A 14,915-nucleotide genomic window follows, 5' to 3' on the forward strand; every position below is an offset into this window, starting at 1 on the left:
AGGGGCCGACTGCCATCGACCCCTCTGCATTGCAATAAATACGAGGATCAAAATGACGACACAACCGATGAAAGTCAATGGTGACACGGCTCCGATCAAGAACGTCTCGACGGCGCTCGCTCTTGTATACAGCCTCCAGAACCGTCATCCCCTGCAACCCAACCTCGGCGTTCTCGCCGGTTACTCCGGTTATGGCAAAAGCGTAGCGGCGCTCTATTGCCAGAACAAAACCAGCGCTGCCTATGTCGAAGTCCGCGATACGTGGACCCGCGCCAAGCTGCTGCGCTCGATCCTCTCCGAACTCGGCATCTACCAGCCACGCGGTACTCTTGCAGATATGGAAGACGAAGTTATCGGCCTTCTTGCCCGCGATCCGCGCCGCCCACTCATCATCGATGAAAGCGACCTGCTGATCAAAAAGAACCTGATTGAGCTGGTGCGCGGCATTGCAAAGGCCAGCGGTGTTCCGGTGATGCTGATCGGTGAAGAACTGTTCCCGCAGAAGCTGGAGCATGTCGGCGACCGCTTCCGAGATCTCGTTCTCGATACCAAATATGCGCAACCTTGCGATCTCGATGATGCTCGGACCCTCGCGAGAACCTTCTATCCCAAGCTGATGATTACCGATGACTTGCTCGAAAAGGCCAAGGACGAAGGCAAGGGCAATGTCCGTCGCGTCGGAAATTCGCTGCACAACATAGCCGAAGCTGCGGCGAGGATAGGTGTCAGCTCCATCGATCTCGCAACCTACGAAGGCGGTAGAGGCCTGTTCTCCCGTCCACGTCTGCCGACCAGAAAGGAGGCAGCATAATGCGGGTCACTCCGATTGCTCTCAAGATCGCTGTCGCCAAGGGCCAGCGCGTCCTGACCGGCCGCGACCACTATTGGAAGCTGATGATGGACGCCGACATGCGTGAGCAGCCCTTCAGCGTGGACGATATCTTCGGCCTGTCCAACAACCGTAGCCGCCTGCAGATATCGGAATTCATCGACATGCTGGAAAAGGCCAAGATCATCCGCCGCACCGGCGAAACGAACCCGCGTGGCATGGCCCTCTACCGTGTCGCTGCCCGCCAGTCCGCCACGCCGATGTTCAAACGTGACGGCACTCCGATCGGCGACCAGATGACGGCACGGCAGGCGCTTTGGAACGCCATGCGCTCGCCGTTCTTCAGGAACGGTTTCAAGCTGATCGATATTTCGGTGCATGCATCTACCGATACGCTGGAAATCAACCAGCGTTCGGCGCGGCTCTACATTTCCTGCCTCCTGCGGGCCGGATATTTGATCGTGCTGCAGAAGGGTACCCGGACCGAGCCGACGATCTGGCGACTTGTCCAGAACACCGGCCCTGCCGCGCCGAAGCTCCTGAAAACCCTGTGCGTCTATGACCCGAACGCCGAGAAGATTTTCGGCGAGCCCGAGACTGTCGAGGTCGAGCAATGACCCCGACAAAGCCCAAGCCCGACAATCTGGAAAAGGCCCGCGCCGCATGGGGCGAGCAGACCCCCGAATGGATCGTTGCACTGGCGGAAGCCTGCAACGCCGAGAACCAGACGCTGGTTGGCAAGCGTATCGGTTATGCCGGTTCGACCGTCAGCCAGCTTCTTTCGAACAGCTATCCCGGCGATGTCGGCCGCATCGAGCAGCTCGTTCGCGGTGCGCTCATGTCCGAGACCGTGCGCTGCCCGGTCCTTCAGGAGATCGGCCGGGATATCTGCCTCGGGTGGCAGCGCCGCCCCTTCAGCACCGCCAGCGCCAACGCCGTCCGCATGCATCAGGCCTGCCGGAATAATTGCCCTCACAGCCGCATAAAGGAGACGAACAGTGAGCCAGCCTAATCTTCTTTCAGACCGTTTGCGTGAAACCCGCAACCTGATCGCCGACTACCGGCACGGCGGCGTGGTTCTATCCAGTGAGCAGGTCGAGCTGCTTGTTCAGTGCCTCGACGGTTGCGCGGAAACCGCCAGAGACTTGGAAATTTTCGTGCGGGACTTCCAGTTGGTCAGCCGGGACGCCCTTGATCGGCTGGTCCCACCCGCCAGCGCCACGGTCCTGCACATGATGCGTCCTGGCACCAACGTTGTGCCGTTCCCGCGCTCTCCGCACACCTCCTGAAACCGCCTTCGAAGGGCGTTCGAGCGCCCTTCCAATTCCCTTTTAGAACCGAGGAAACGACCTTGAAAAACGCATTGAAGACGAAGACAAAAGCCATCTCCCGCGTACCGCAGAACCGCGAGGACGCCATTTTTGCAGTCGGCCGGATCGGTGTCCTGCGCCGCGCCATCGCCGCGCATAAGGCGCTGGCTGACGAAGCCATCCGCCTTGTCGGTGAGAAGTTCGAAGCCGACACAGCGGAGATGCTGGAGGAACTCGCCGAACATGAGCGGGGCGTGCAAACCTTCTGCGAAGCGAACCGCCTTGCCCTGACCAATGACGGCAAGGTGAAATACCACGATTTCGGAAACGGCCGGATCAACTGGCGCTCCCGCCCGCCGAAGGTATCCATTCGCGGCGTCGAGGCCGCGATCGAGGCATTCAGGAAACTTGGCCTGAGTGCGTTCATCCGCACTCGCGAGGAACTGAACAAGGATGCCATGCTCGCCGATCCCGACAAGGCCCGCCTCGTCAACGGCGTGACGATCTCATCTGAGGGCGAGGATTTCGTGATCGAACCCGCCGAACTCGAAACCTCTGCGTTGAACTGAGGGCGGGCCGATGAAGAATATCCCCGTAGAAAATCCCACCACACCGGAAGCTTTCGTTCAGGCGATGAACGAATTGGGAGTTGCCTTTCCGCTGACATGCTCTCAGCGGGACATGGGTGTCCTGCTGGATGCAGACGGTGATGAGCTTCTCACCGTCGATTCCGCTGGCGCCATGCCCGACGACACCGTCGCGCTGCTCGCTGCAAACATCGTCATGGTGCTGAACAACGCTGCCGGCCATGTCGCCATTGCCGCAATCGTCCCTCTTGAGCAAGGGAACGCAGCATGACCAGCTTTGCCATCTCCGTAGGGACTGACCCGAACGTACTGCGTGTGACGCCGACCGATGACGGTTTCGGCATCTTTCCAGACGAAGCAGCTGCCGCCGCCCGGCTGATCGCCATGGTGGATGAGCGCATGCATGAGCTTCGCAAGTCGGCCGCCCACGCCCGGCGCATCTTGCGTGCCGCCAAGAAGAAAGGCGGCGCGGTATGACGACAGACGCCATCAAGCGCCGCATCAAGGCTTTGCGCGAGCGTACAACAGCGCGTGGTTGCACCGAGGCCGAGGCGATGGAAGCTGCGGCCAAAGCAGCTCAGTTGATGCGGGATCACGGCCTCAACGCTTCCGATCTGGTCATGACCGAGGCGAGCATAGGCACAAGAACGCCGGTCGCTTCACCGAAAGCCTTGCTGTGGAACACCATCGCGACCTGCGCAAACTGCAGAGCGCTGGTGTCCGAACGCCGGATGGCAACGGGTCGCGATATCACTTTTTTCGGTCGTGAACCCGGCCCGCAGATTGCTGCCTATCTTTTCGAAGTTTGCGAAAATGCGATCAAGCATGAGCTTTCGAAATTTCGGGCCGGGGATTTTTATCAGCGCCGCCGCTCTGCCAAAACCAAGCGAAAGGCCGTGGACGATTTCACCCTTGGACTGGTGCAGCGTTTGGCCGTCAGATTGCGCGCATTGTTCGCTCAGAGCAAATCGGGCGCGGCATTGCTAGAGGCGGAAGCGTATCTCGATCGTCGCCATCCGCATACCGGAACCGTCAAGCAGAAAGCTCACAAGCCTCGTTTTGACGAGGCTGAACATGCTGGCTGGCAAGCGGGTGAGCGGGTGAACCTGTCCCATGGAGTGGACGGCGCTTCCTCGGCCCCCCGACTGATTGGGGTGCGCTCGTGAGCTACGACTATATCCGCAATTACTATGGCATCGAAATCACCGTGAACCGGCTCGTCCGGCACACGGTGACCGCCCGCTACGGCAAGATCAAGCCGGAAGGTCGCGAGCATCGGCATTACGTCAAAGTGCACTTCCAAGGCGACAAGCATTACAGCAACTGCCACCCGGCCGAATTGGAGTTTGTCGCCTATGACGAGTAAGCGCCAAATCCCTGCGGCCTTTACCAAGGGCTATGTGCTTTGCTCCCCATCGGGAAAGCTTCAGCCGAACACTTGGGGCGCGACCGCCAAAAAGGCGATCGCAACCAAGTACCGCAAACGCGAGACATGGGAAAAAGCTCAAGGCCGGGGCTGGTCCGTCCAGTTCGTCTATGTCCGTTTTTTCGTGCCGGTCTTCAAAGCCACCTTCACCACCACCGAAATCAGCGAGATTTGCGAATGAGCACGGTCGAAAACCAAGGTCTTACGGATGAACAGGTCAGCATCGCCCTCAAGATCATCGGCGTCATCCAGCCCCATAGCGCCGACAACGTCATAACCGCGATGGTCTCCATCATTTCACACGCGATCAGCCAGTCGGACGATCCTGATGGCAACGCTCAGTTTTGGGCGAATACCCTTCGGGAGACTGTCAATTATGCCCTTGAGAATGGTGACCGCCCTTACAGCGGAGGGTCGATCCAGTGAGGCTGTTCCCTGATGTCTGGTGTTTTGGTGACCTGCCGCCGTTCTCTTTCGACTTCATCATGGCCGACCCGCCGTGGCTTTACAAAGTGCGATCGGAAAAGGGCGAAGGCAAATCCGCTCAGGCTCATTACAAGTGCATGCCGCTGGATAAGATCAAGGCGATGCCCGTTCTCGATCTTGCATCGGAAAACTGCCTGCTCTGGCTCTATGCCACCAACCCGATGCTGTTTCAGGCCTACGAGGTTTTGACCGATTGGGGCTTCGATTTCGTCACGGCAGGTTCTTGGGAAAAGATCACCAAGAACGGGAAGCAGGCGTTTGGGCCGGGCTACGTACTACGCACATCTAACGAACCATACCTCATCGGGAAACGCGGCGAGCCGAAAACCACGAAATCCGTCCGTTCCTCCTTTGCCGGTGTGGTCCGTGGCCACTCCCGCAAACCCGAGGAAGGCTATCGGCACGCTGAAAAACTGATGCCGAACGCCCGGCGTCTTGAGCTTTTCAGCCGGACCAACCGCAAGGGCTGGACGGTATGGGGTGATGAAACCGGAAAATTTGGAGAAGCAGCATGAGCATTCAACGTGCGATTTTCGGCGGTTTCCGCCAACTCGGTATTACTGAAGAAGACGCGCAGCGCGCCATCTACTCTCGCGTGACAGGACAACCTCGCCTGTCCCTGATGAACGCGCAGCAACAGGACGCTGTCGTGAAGGAACTGCGCCGCCTCGGTTACAAGCCGAAGGCAGTGCGCCGCAATGGCCGCCGTCGCCTCGACGGCCGCTATGCGCCGAAGATGCAGTCGCTGTGGATCGCAGCCTACAATCTCGGCATTGTCGAGGACCGCGAGGACCGGGCGCTTGAAGCGTTCGTCAAGCGCCAGACAGGTCTCGACAGCGGCCGGTGGGTCAACAACGCCGACGATGCCAGAGCGGTTGTCGAGGCCTTGAAAAGCTGGATCGCCCGCGAGGCCGGTGTGGTGTGGGGCGATCGCAAGCCCTGCGAGGCATATACCATGCGCTACGGCTACAAGATCGCGATCGCGCAGCACGCCATGCTGAAATCCATGCTCTGCGACGGCTTCTGGCCTTCGGTGACCGGCATTGTCGATCAGGAGATCACCTATCGCGCCGTGACCGACAAGGAGTGGATCACGGTCATGGATTATTACGGCAAGCTCATTCGTGGCCGCCGTGCACCGAAGACGAAGGCGAGCGCGTAATGGTCGCGTACGGTTTCAAATCCTTCTTCAGTGGCCAGATCGAGAGCGGCCACAAGCGGCAGACGGTACGCGGTGACCGCGCCCGTCATGCCCGGCCGGGCGAGCGCGTGCAGCTCTACGAGGCCATGCGCACCAAGTATTGCCGCAAGATCGTCGCCGATCCGGTCTGCACCCATGTGGTGCCGATTGAGATCGTGGTGAGCGACCTGATCAACGAGCTGATCGCCAGCATCGTCATCGGCGGTGTCCATCTGCACCGGACAGAGGTCGAGGCGTTCGCCCGCCGTGACGGCTTTGCGCCCGAGCTGCTAGGCAACAGCTATCCGGTCAAGCTCTACGGCCGAACGGCGCGGGAGACGATGGGCCGGTTCTGGATCGCCAATCATCCCGGCGTCTCCAAGTTCACCGGCGTCTTGATTCGCTGGCAACCGGAGGCACCGACGCCATGAACCGGGACGTCTCTCCCATGACCGTCATGCCGCTCTTCGGCTGGCCGGAGCAGCGGGAGATCGACGTCCTTCAGACGAAGCGGGACGAACTGGCGGCACGCGCCGCCAAGCTCCCGAGATTTTCACACAAACGCCTAGAGCTGGAAGTGCGGCTGAAAGCCTTGACCGAAGAACAACTGAGATTATCGAGCAGGATCAATCATGGAAGATGACCGTTTCGCCCATCTGCCCGTGGTCATGCGCGAGATTGCCGAAGTTGCCGGTCTGGAAGCCGCATGGGCCATCGTGCAGGCACAGGGTGGCCGGGTGGCCTATATTCCGGCCAAGGCCGCGCCGGGCCATTGGTTGCCGGAACTGGTCGGCATGGAAGCCGCCGCCAAAATCTGCAGCTTCTACAAGGCGGGCGATTCCGGCTACCGTATTCTGGTCCCGATTGCCAAGGACGCCGCGAAGCGGTTAAGATTGGTCAAGGCACTGGCTGACGGCATGTCGGCCCCGGATGCTGCCGCAGCCGCTGGCATGCATGTTCGCTCAGCCTTTCGCGCCCGCAAGCGCATGAAGCACAGCGACGACGATCAGGGCAGTCTTTTCTGAAGAAACATAGGCTGGCACTGACAGTGTCAGGGGCGCGACGGCACAACCTTTGAAGCACATTTGAACGGATTTCAACGAACCGTTCAAGGTGCTTTTTTTATGTCTCCCAACGTCAGTCCGAAAGGACGGAAATTCATCTACGGACACGAAGGCGTCGTCCTGAAAGCCTATCGTGACGTTGTCGGCGTGTGGACGATCGGCCCCGGCCTGACCGCTGCCTCCGGTGTCATCACGCCCAAGGCGGGCATGACGATTACTTCCCAAAAATGCGATGAGCTGTTCGACCTCGCTGTCGGACGCAACTATCTGCCCCGCGTGGTGAAAGCGCTCGGTGCGAATGTCAGCCCTTTCGCGATCGATGCGGGCGTCTCTTTCGACTGGAACACCGGCGCAATCCACAAGGCCTCGTGGGTGAAATCCTTCCTTGCTGGAAAAAAAGACGAGGCCCGTCAGCGCCTCGGCCTCTGGAACAAGGCAGGCGGCAAGGTGCTGCGCGGCCTGACGCGCCGCCGTGCTGAGGAAGCGAACATCCTGTTGCTCGGTAAATATCCCGCCGACATCGAGTCCGTAAGCCTGCCCACCACATCGGAAACGAGCCTTTTTGCGGTGTTCGTGGTTTCGGCGACGACGCCGGAAATCGAGGAGGTCGGAGCCAGTCTCACCAGTATCGGTTTTGATGCAGGTGTCGTAACCGGCAAAATCCTCCGATCGGCGGTTGAAGGCTTCCAGAAAGCCTACAATCTCACGGTCGACGGCAGGATCGGCAGGGCAACCCTGTCCACCCTGCAGCGCGAACTGGACGCCCGGCGCAAGGCAAAGAGCGGTGCGGTAACGACCGCTGCCAGCACCACCGTCGCGGCAGGGGATCAGGCCGTCAGCACGGTCACCACGCCAGCGCCCGCCGATCCGACTTCGGTGGTGCCGGATCATCTCGCCTCGTGGATCGGTGGCGGCATCGCCGTGATCGCCGTCGCCTATCTCGCATGGCAGGCGTACCAGTACCGTGACATCATCGCCGTGCGCGTTGCCGACAAGGCCCCGCGTCTTGCGAACTGGCTGCGGAGCTTCTGACATGAGCGCAGCCATCACCTCCATTCTTATCGGAGCCGCCGCGAAAGTCGGCGCTCCCATCGTCAAGGGCGTGCTGGAAAAGCACGTCGGCGGGCTTGCCGGAACGCTCGCCGGTACCGTGGTCGATCAGGTTGCCGAGCGCCTCGGTGTCGAGCCGGAGGCGCTTCCGTCCGTCGATCAGGCCGAACTCGGCGATGCCGTCAGCGAGGTCAACGCCAATATGCCGGAGCTGATCGCCCTCTATGACAAGGGCCTTCAGGGGCAGTTTGCGCTCCTCCAGGCAGAGCAGGCCGAAGGCTTCTGGCAAAGCGCGTGGCGCTGGGGCTGGATGTATCTGCTCGCCTTTCTGTGGATTTGCGCATTCCTGCTTTTCCCGGTTCTGCGTGTCTTCGGCGTCTATATCGATCCGATCGACAGCGCCACGCTGATGACGCTGACGGGCTGGTTCATCTCCCTCTACATGGGCGGCCATACGCTGAAGGAGTTCGGCAAGCAGGCCGTCGAAGCCGTCAAGACGTGGAAGCGCACTCCATGAACTTCGGTGGAAATGCTGCTTTTGAGCAGGCCGAACTGCGCGCCGAACAGGAACGGGAGGCCGCGATCGCCGACGCCTCCCGCACCTTGCGCGGCCCCGGCACCATGCAGTGCGAGGATTGCGGCGGCGATATCGCCCGCGAACGCCGCCTCGCATTGCCATCCGCCACACGCTGCATCGTCTGCCAGACCATGCTGGAGAGATCGCGAGTATGACCACCGCAGAAATAGCCCTTTATTGCAGCCTTGCCCTCTCCGCCATTGCGATATTCGGACACGTAAAAGGCTGGATGAACACGGGCGAAAAGCAACTGACAGAAGATGTCGCTGCCCTGAAAATACAACAGGCGGCCGATGTCGCGGCGCTGAAAAGCGAAGACGAGTCGCACGAGAAAAAGCTGATCGAACACGACCGTCGCATCCAGTCGGTCGAGAGCGACATGAAATATCTGCCCGACCGGGAAAGCCAGCACCGGCTGGAGCTGGCGCTCGAAAAGGTCAACGGGCGTCTCGACACCCTCAATGAAACCCTCAAGCCGATCAAGGCGAACGGCGAGGCTATGAACGAACTGCTGTTGGAAAGGGCGCGACAGGCCAATGTCTGATATCGGTGTGGATTGGGCGCGGATGCGCCGCGAGCGTGCACGGCTCATCATCCTGAAGGCGCTGGCCGAGCAGGTGAACGGTTCCTTGGACAGCAGCATGATCGAAGAAATCATGCCGAGCTTTGCCATCCGGGAAACACGCCTCTGGATACACGAGCAGATGGAGTATCTGGCGGAACGGGACGCGGTGACGCTCACCAAGGCCGGAACGGTCATGATTGCCACGCTCAATAAACGTGGTCGCCGCCATCTTCAGCGCGACATTGCTATTGAAGGCATCCTGCGCCCCTCCGAGCCGGGTGAATGACCATGGGTCGCGGTCGTCTATCCGGTATTGAGCTGTTGCCCGAAGCCTGCGCGGATGTTGTCGCATGGGCCGCCGAGGAACTTCAGAAGCGTGAGCGAACGCAGACGGAAATCTATGAGGAGTTCGTCGGCAAGCTTGAGGCGCTCGACCAAGAATACCGGGGCGAACTGGAATTCACCATTCCCTCATTCTCGGCCTTCAATCGCTATTCGATCCGCCTTGCAACGCTGACCCAGCGCCTCAACCAGACGCGGGAAATCGCCACGACGCTTGCCAGCAAGTTCGATGCCGCCGCCTCCGACGATCTAACGCTGATCGCCTCCGAGGCGATCAAGACGCTGGTGTTCGAGCTGGTGACGGCCGGAGGCGAGGCCGGGTTCGATCCCAAGGGCGCGAAGGCTCTTGCCGACGCCCTGTTTTCGGCAACCCGTGCGCAGGGCGTCTCGACGGCCCGGCGTCAGAAGGTCGAAGCCGAGTTCTCCAAGAAAGCCGAGAACGTCATCGACAAGGTCTCGAAGGAAATGGGCCTTTCGTCCGAGCGCGTTGCGCAGCTGCGCCGTGACTTCCTCGGCGTGCGGCCGGAACACAAGACGGAACCCGAAACCGTCACCACCAGAGGATCGCAGGAATGATGGAAGCTGCCCGCCCAGAGCCGTGCAGCCGGTGCGGTGGCGTCGGGCAGGCTGTCAAACGCATCAACCGTCGCCGGGACGGCACGATCTCCAGCGTCGTCTATGACCTGAAGGTGATCTGCAAGCCGTGCAAGGGCAGCGGCCTTGCCTGCATGGAGGTGCGTCGTGACTGAGGGTGAACTGCCCGGCCTGCCGCGTGGCAAGTGGGACGGCTCGACCGTTCTCGCCAGTCTGGCTGACCTGCCTCCTGAACTGCCCCGCGGTGCGGATGTACCGGACGATCTCGATCCGCTCGCCGAAGGCGTGCTGATGAAACATCAGTCCGAGTGGCTCGCCGATGATTCCGATCTGAAGCTCGGCGAAAAGGGCCGACGCACCGGCATTACCTTTGCCGAGGCGACCGACGCGACCCTGATTTCGTCATCGGCTCCCAGCGCCGGTGGCCAGAACTATTTCTATATCGGCGACACCAAGGACAAGGGCCGCGAATTCATCGGCTATGTCGCCAAGTTTGCGAAAACCATCGCTGACGATCTCGGGCAGATCGAGGAGTTCCTGTTTGAAGACGAGCTGAAGGACGGTTCGACCCGGTATATCGCCGCCTACCGGGTGCGCTTCCGGTCGGGTTATCGTGTCGAGGCGCTGTCATCGCGCCCGGAAAACATCCGTGGTCTGCAGGGAACTGTCTGCATTGACGAGGCCGCTTATCACCGCGACGTGCGCGGCGTCCTCGATGCCGTCAACGCGCTGCTGATCTGGGGCGGCAAAATCCGCGTGATCTCGACCCACAACGGCGTCCTCAATCCGTTCAACGAATTGATCCGGGAAGCGCACGCCGGAAAAATCCCGTTCTCGGTTCATCACATTCCGTTCGCGCTCGCTGTCAAGAACGGTCTGTTCCGGCGCGTCTGCATGCTCAAGGGCGAAGAGTGGACCCAAGCGGGACAGGACGCATGGGAAAAGAAAATCCGTGGCTCCTACGGCGTTCGTCTCAGCGCCATGCGGCAGGAGCTGGACGCGATCCCGGCCGATCAGGCGGGCGCAGCGCTCACCCGCGTCCAGATCGAAAGCCGCATGGAGAAGGATATCCCGATCCTGCGCTATGCCCAGACCGACGATTTCAAGAACTGGGGTGAAGAGGACCGCACGGCCGAGGCGCTGAAGTGGTGCAAGGAAAACCTGATCGCCGTTCTGGAGCGGCTCGACCATCGCCGTCAGCATGTGTTCGGCGTGGACTTTGCCCGCAGCGGCGATGCCACCGCGATCGTGTTGATGGAGATCGGTCAGGACCTCGTCAGGCGCACCCGCTTCATTGTCGAGCTGCACAACATGCCGTTCGACCAGCAGCGCGAGATCCTTTTCTATGTTTGCGATCGCATCCCAAGCCTTGCCGGTGGCGCGCTCGATGCCGGTGGCAACGGTTCGTATCTCGCGGAAAAAGCGACCCAGAGATACGGCTCCAGCATCATTGAGGTGAAATTCTCCGAACAATGGTATCGCCGCGAGATGACCGCCTATGTCGCCGCATTCGGCGACCAGACGATCGTCCTGCCGCTTGATGCCGACGTTCTGGCCGACCATCAGGCCCTCGCCTATGTGAGCGGCGGCTATATCAAGGTGCCGGACGGCCATCGCTTCAAGGGCGCGAACGGTTTCAACCGTCACGGCGACACCGCGATCGCCGGAGCCTTGGCCTATTTCGCATCCCGATCCGAACTTGAATACTTCGGTTACACCACGGTCGATGAACTGGACACCATGGACGGCATCCAGCTCTTCGAGGCGGTATCGACCGGAGACGCTCTTATCCCGACATTGAATGGAGGTCTTCACTGATGGCCACGCCACCCCGGATCATCGACCAGTGGGGAAACCCGATCTCGACCACAGTCCTTGAAGATGAATTCGCCGCCCCCACCTTGGGCGGCATTCATTCTGTATGGCAGGAAACCATTGTCAGCGGGCTGACCCCGCATGCACTTGCGGAAGTTCTGCGGCAGGCAGGTCGCGGTTATCCCGACCGCTTCTTTTCGCTCGCGACCGACATGGAGGAACGCGACCTGCATTATGCGGCGGTGCTTGGCACCCGCAAGCGGGCGCTGACCGGTATCACGCCGCTTGTCGTTGCCGCGTCGAACTCGGCCGAGGACGAGAAGATTGCCGAGGCCGTGCGGGAAATGATCGGCCAGCCCGAGTTCGTGGACGATTATCTGACCGACCTGCTCGACGCCTTGGGCAAGGGCTATTCGGTTGTCGAGACCATATGGGACCGCAGCGCCAAGGAATGGCATCCGAAGCGATACGAGTGGCGCGACCAGCGGCATTTCGTGATCGACCAGCGCGACGGCCGCACGCTGCGCCTGAAGGACAGCAGCATTGAAGGCGTTGACCTGCCGCCCTTCAAGTTCTCGATTCATCGCCCGAAGCTGATGTCCGGCCTGCCGATCCGCGCCGGTCTGGCCCGGTTGGCGGCATGGGCTTTCCTCTACAAGAGCTATACGCTCAAGGACTGGATGGCGTTTCTGGAAGTCTACGGCATGCCGCTCCGCGTCGGCCGTTACAGCCGCAACGCCAAGGACGCGGAGAAGCGCGTGCTTCTGACGGCAGTGCGCAACATCAGCTCGGACGCCGCCGCCATTATCCCGAAGGAAATGGATATCGAGTTTATCGAGGCCAAGGGTGGCACCGGTAATGCCGTCTTCTCGGCCAAGGCCGAATATCTCGACCGGCAGATTTCCAAGGGCGTGCTTGGCCAGACCATGACCACGGATGACGGTTCCTCGCTTGGTCAGGCGGCCGTGCATGAGAACGTCCGTCATGACATTGCCCGCGCCGATGCCCGCCAGACGGCGGTGACCGCAAACCGCGATCTTATCCGGCCGTTTGTGGACCTGAATTTCGGGCCTCGTGACAAATATCCGACGATGGTCATCCCGATCACCGAAAACGAAGACATCAAGGCGCTGGTCGAGGCGGTGCAGGCACTGGTACCGCTTGGCCTTGAGGTTTCCATGTCCAAGGTCCGCGAGCGCATCGGTTTCGAGGAGCCGGACGAAGATGAAAAACTTCTCAAATCCGTTGTGCCTGGCACAGCCCTGCCAAAGCCCGAGGAGCCGCCAGCGCCGGAGAAAAACAACCCGCTGAAGCCGAAGGACAGCGCGCAGGCCCGCGTCCAGCCGTGCGCCCATTGCGGCGGCTTTCATGCCGTTGCTGCTGACCAGCGGCCCGAACTGGAGGCGCTTGCCGACGAAGCGCTCTCGGAATGGGAAACCGATCTTGAGCCGCTCGTAAAGCCGCTTCAAAGGCTCTTTGAAACGTCCAAAAGCTATGCGCAGCTTGAGGCCGGTCTCGATGACCTGATTGCCAAGATGGATGCCGGGCCGCTCGCCGACCGGCTTGCCAAGCTGCAGATGAAGGCCAGAGGTTTGGGGGATATCGGCGATGGGCGTAGCTGATCTCTTCAAGACCGCGCCGAAGGAAGTCACCCGGTATTTTGACGGCAAGGCCAGCCTTCCGACATTCGACTGGCGGGATATCGCGCCGCAGGAACATGCGTTTTCCTTCACCGTCGCCAAGTCGGCCGGTTACGACATTCTGGACGATGTCCGCTCTGCGATCTCCGATGCGATCACCGGCAAGACGCCGTTTGAGGAGTTTCAGCGCAACCTCATGCCGGTGCTGCAGCAGAAGGGCTGGTGGGGCAAGACGCTGGCGATCGACCCGGAGACCGGCGAGGAGAAGCTCGTGCAGCTCGGCTCGCCGCGCCGTCTGCGCACGATCTATTGGGCAAACACCATGTCGGCTCATGCGGCGGGCGAATGGGAACGGACGCAACGGAACAAGGATTTCCTGCCCTTCCTCGTCTACACCCTGTCCACGGCCGAGCGGAAACGGCTGGAGCATGAAGGCTGGGTCGGGTTTGTCGCTCCGGTGGACGATCCGATATGGAACCGCCTCTATCCGCCGAACGGTTGGGGCTGCATGTGCGGTGTGCGCCAGATCTCGCGCAGCGAGGCGATCCGTCTTGGCTGGCGTGAGGACACGCCCGTCATGCCGCTGGTCGAGAAGCCATGGGTGAACAAGCGTACCGGCGAAACCCGCATGGTGCCGGTCGGCATCGATCCGGGCTGGGACACCAACCCCGGCAAGTATCGCGGCCAGAATGTTTCCCGCTTTCTTGAGGAGCGCCTCGGCTCCATGCCCGCAGATCGGCAGCGCATCGCCATCGGCGATATCGTCCGCTCTCCGCTCCTGCAGGCGATGGCACGCGGCAAAATGCCGAAATCCTATCTGCCGGTGGCGCAGATGCCGGGACCGGCTGTCGAGGCGCTTGGCGCATCCACCTCGGTTGTTCGCCTGTCGTCGGACAGCCTCGTCCATATTCTTCAGGAGCGCGCCGAGCGCGGGCTTGATCTCGATAATATCGAGGCGGCGATCGAGGTCATCATCAATCCGGCCGCGATCATCCGTAGCGCCTCGACCAACGCGGTCTCCCTGCTTGGGAAATCATCGGACGGCTTCTGGTGGCGGCTTGCCGTGAAGACGGCCGGGAACGGCTCGGAATGGTGGCTGACCAGCTTCCATCGCAAAAGCTACGCCGAGACATACAAGGTCATTGAGCGGGCGAAGCGGGCTGGAAATCTGATTGAGGGGGATTGAAAGGCGCGGAGGGTCGGCACTCCCTCGTTGATCCGGTAAAACCGTCCAAGTAAACCTTGCTCGCGCCTGCCATCAATATGCGCCCGAACCCCGAAATTATCAAGCCGGGCTTTGCTCCAGCACCGGATTGAAATAAACGGCCACAGAGCGCGACGGCGGGCTGAAACGCTCAATCGCTCGTCCCGGCAGAGAAATCGCCTGTACGGCTTTCAATCCGGCTTCAATTTTGATGCCGTTCGGGTATTCTTCATCACAGGTCAGGTT

The 14,915-nt window shown here is 60.7% G+C and carries 26 protein-coding genes; all 26 read left to right on the plus strand.

Annotated elements, in window-relative coordinates; all coding sequences use genetic code 11:
- Nucleotides 1–52: 52 nt before the first annotated feature.
- Nucleotides 53–811, plus strand: a complete 759-nt coding sequence (locus M0412_RS15210; protein ID WP_269699199.1) for an AAA family ATPase — start codon at nt 53–55, stop codon at nt 809–811.
- Nucleotides 811–1,446 (plus strand): hypothetical protein, encoded by a 636-nt coding sequence (locus tag M0412_RS15215; protein WP_269699200.1) that lies wholly within the window; start codon nt 811–813, stop codon nt 1,444–1,446. Before M0412_RS15210 ends, M0412_RS15215 begins: the two co-directional genes overlap by 1 nt.
- Nucleotides 1,443–1,841: a transcriptional regulator gene (locus M0412_RS15220; protein ID WP_269699201.1), complete on the plus strand. Its 399-nt coding sequence runs from the start codon at nt 1,443–1,445 to the stop codon at nt 1,839–1,841. The genes M0412_RS15215 and M0412_RS15220 overlap by 4 nt, the downstream gene beginning before the upstream one ends.
- Nucleotides 1,828–2,118, plus strand: coding sequence for a hypothetical protein (locus tag M0412_RS15225; RefSeq protein ID WP_269699202.1), 291 nt, complete (start codon nt 1,828–1,830; stop codon nt 2,116–2,118). The genes M0412_RS15220 and M0412_RS15225 overlap by 14 nt, the downstream gene beginning before the upstream one ends.
- A 62-nt stretch (nt 2,119–2,180) precedes the next feature.
- Nucleotides 2,181–2,708 (plus strand): host-nuclease inhibitor Gam family protein, encoded by a 528-nt coding sequence (locus M0412_RS15230; RefSeq protein ID WP_269699203.1) that lies wholly within the window; start codon nt 2,181–2,183, stop codon nt 2,706–2,708.
- A gap of 10 nt (nt 2,709–2,718) precedes the next feature.
- Nucleotides 2,719–2,997 (plus strand): hypothetical protein, encoded by a 279-nt coding sequence (locus tag M0412_RS15235; RefSeq protein ID WP_269699204.1) that lies wholly within the window; start codon nt 2,719–2,721, stop codon nt 2,995–2,997.
- Nucleotides 2,994–3,203: a hypothetical protein gene (locus M0412_RS15240; protein WP_269699205.1), complete on the plus strand. Its 210-nt coding sequence runs from the start codon at nt 2,994–2,996 to the stop codon at nt 3,201–3,203. Before M0412_RS15235 ends, M0412_RS15240 begins: the two co-directional genes overlap by 4 nt.
- Nucleotides 3,200–3,892 carry a DUF2786 domain-containing protein gene (locus M0412_RS15245; protein ID WP_269699206.1) on the plus strand — a complete coding sequence of 231 codons (693 nt, stop codon included), beginning with the start codon at nt 3,200–3,202 and terminating at the stop codon, nt 3,890–3,892. Before M0412_RS15240 ends, M0412_RS15245 begins: the two co-directional genes overlap by 4 nt.
- Nucleotides 3,889–4,092, plus strand: coding sequence for a hypothetical protein (locus M0412_RS15250; RefSeq protein WP_172873593.1), 204 nt, complete (start codon nt 3,889–3,891; stop codon nt 4,090–4,092). Before M0412_RS15245 ends, M0412_RS15250 begins: the two co-directional genes overlap by 4 nt.
- Nucleotides 4,082–4,333 carry a hypothetical protein gene (locus M0412_RS15255; protein WP_269699207.1) on the plus strand — a complete coding sequence of 84 codons (252 nt, stop codon included), beginning with the start codon at nt 4,082–4,084 and terminating at the stop codon, nt 4,331–4,333. The genes M0412_RS15250 and M0412_RS15255 overlap by 11 nt, the downstream gene beginning before the upstream one ends.
- Nucleotides 4,330–4,578, plus strand: coding sequence for a hypothetical protein (locus M0412_RS15260; protein WP_269699208.1), 249 nt, complete (start codon nt 4,330–4,332; stop codon nt 4,576–4,578). The genes M0412_RS15255 and M0412_RS15260 overlap by 4 nt, the downstream gene beginning before the upstream one ends.
- A 59-nt stretch (nt 4,579–4,637) precedes the next feature.
- Complete coding sequence (locus M0412_RS15265; RefSeq protein WP_269699210.1) at nt 4,638–5,153, plus strand: MT-A70 family methyltransferase; 516 nt, start codon at nt 4,638–4,640, stop codon at nt 5,151–5,153.
- Nucleotides 5,150–5,800 carry a regulatory protein GemA gene (locus M0412_RS15270; RefSeq protein WP_269699211.1) on the plus strand — a complete coding sequence of 217 codons (651 nt, stop codon included), beginning with the start codon at nt 5,150–5,152 and terminating at the stop codon, nt 5,798–5,800. Before M0412_RS15265 ends, M0412_RS15270 begins: the two co-directional genes overlap by 4 nt.
- Nucleotides 5,800–6,249, plus strand: a complete 450-nt coding sequence (locus M0412_RS15275) for a hypothetical protein (protein WP_052817265.1) — start codon at nt 5,800–5,802, stop codon at nt 6,247–6,249. Before M0412_RS15270 ends, M0412_RS15275 begins: the two co-directional genes overlap by 1 nt.
- 17 nt (nt 6,250–6,266) lie before the next feature.
- Complete coding sequence (locus M0412_RS15280; RefSeq protein ID WP_269699213.1) at nt 6,267–6,461, plus strand: hypothetical protein; 195 nt, start codon at nt 6,267–6,269, stop codon at nt 6,459–6,461.
- Nucleotides 6,451–6,843 (plus strand): helix-turn-helix domain-containing protein, encoded by a 393-nt coding sequence (locus M0412_RS15285; RefSeq protein WP_269699214.1) that lies wholly within the window; start codon nt 6,451–6,453, stop codon nt 6,841–6,843. Before M0412_RS15280 ends, M0412_RS15285 begins: the two co-directional genes overlap by 11 nt.
- A 99-nt stretch (nt 6,844–6,942) precedes the next feature.
- On the plus strand, nt 6,943–7,914 hold the full coding sequence (locus M0412_RS15290; protein ID WP_269699215.1) for a glycoside hydrolase family protein: 972 nt from the start codon (nt 6,943–6,945) through the stop codon (nt 7,912–7,914).
- 1 nt (nt 7,915) lies between these two features.
- The gene (locus M0412_RS15295; protein WP_174000509.1) at nt 7,916–8,449 is read left to right on the plus strand and encodes a hypothetical protein; all 534 of its coding nucleotides are present in this window, start codon (nt 7,916–7,918) and stop codon (nt 8,447–8,449) included.
- Nucleotides 8,446–8,664, plus strand: coding sequence for a TraR/DksA C4-type zinc finger protein (locus M0412_RS15300; RefSeq protein WP_052817252.1), 219 nt, complete (start codon nt 8,446–8,448; stop codon nt 8,662–8,664). The genes M0412_RS15295 and M0412_RS15300 overlap by 4 nt, the downstream gene beginning before the upstream one ends.
- The gene (locus M0412_RS15305; protein WP_269699216.1) at nt 8,661–9,053 is read left to right on the plus strand and encodes a DUF2730 family protein; all 393 of its coding nucleotides are present in this window, start codon (nt 8,661–8,663) and stop codon (nt 9,051–9,053) included. The genes M0412_RS15300 and M0412_RS15305 overlap by 4 nt, the downstream gene beginning before the upstream one ends.
- Nucleotides 9,046–9,360 carry a hypothetical protein gene (locus M0412_RS15310; RefSeq protein ID WP_052817246.1) on the plus strand — a complete coding sequence of 105 codons (315 nt, stop codon included), beginning with the start codon at nt 9,046–9,048 and terminating at the stop codon, nt 9,358–9,360. Before M0412_RS15305 ends, M0412_RS15310 begins: the two co-directional genes overlap by 8 nt.
- Complete coding sequence (locus M0412_RS15315) at nt 9,357–9,992, plus strand: DUF3486 family protein (protein ID WP_269699217.1); 636 nt, start codon at nt 9,357–9,359, stop codon at nt 9,990–9,992. The genes M0412_RS15310 and M0412_RS15315 overlap by 4 nt, the downstream gene beginning before the upstream one ends.
- Nucleotides 9,989–10,165 (plus strand): hypothetical protein, encoded by a 177-nt coding sequence (locus M0412_RS15320; protein ID WP_156316008.1) that lies wholly within the window; start codon nt 9,989–9,991, stop codon nt 10,163–10,165. Before M0412_RS15315 ends, M0412_RS15320 begins: the two co-directional genes overlap by 4 nt.
- 136 nt (nt 10,166–10,301) lie before the next feature.
- Nucleotides 10,302–11,828, plus strand: a complete 1,527-nt coding sequence (locus tag M0412_RS15325) for a hypothetical protein (protein WP_269699525.1) — start codon at nt 10,302–10,304, stop codon at nt 11,826–11,828.
- Nucleotides 11,828–13,447: a DUF935 domain-containing protein gene (locus M0412_RS15330; RefSeq protein WP_269699218.1), complete on the plus strand. Its 1,620-nt coding sequence runs from the start codon at nt 11,828–11,830 to the stop codon at nt 13,445–13,447. Before M0412_RS15325 ends, M0412_RS15330 begins: the two co-directional genes overlap by 1 nt.
- The gene (locus M0412_RS15335; protein ID WP_269699219.1) at nt 13,434–14,651 is read left to right on the plus strand and encodes a phage minor head protein; all 1,218 of its coding nucleotides are present in this window, start codon (nt 13,434–13,436) and stop codon (nt 14,649–14,651) included. The genes M0412_RS15330 and M0412_RS15335 overlap by 14 nt, the downstream gene beginning before the upstream one ends.
- Nucleotides 14,652–14,915: the final 264 nt, after the last annotated feature.

This window comes from Agrobacterium sp. O3.4, from assembly GCF_041414895.1.
In the GTDB taxonomy this organism is placed as follows: Bacteria; Pseudomonadota; Alphaproteobacteria; order Rhizobiales; family Rhizobiaceae; genus Agrobacterium; species Agrobacterium cucumeris.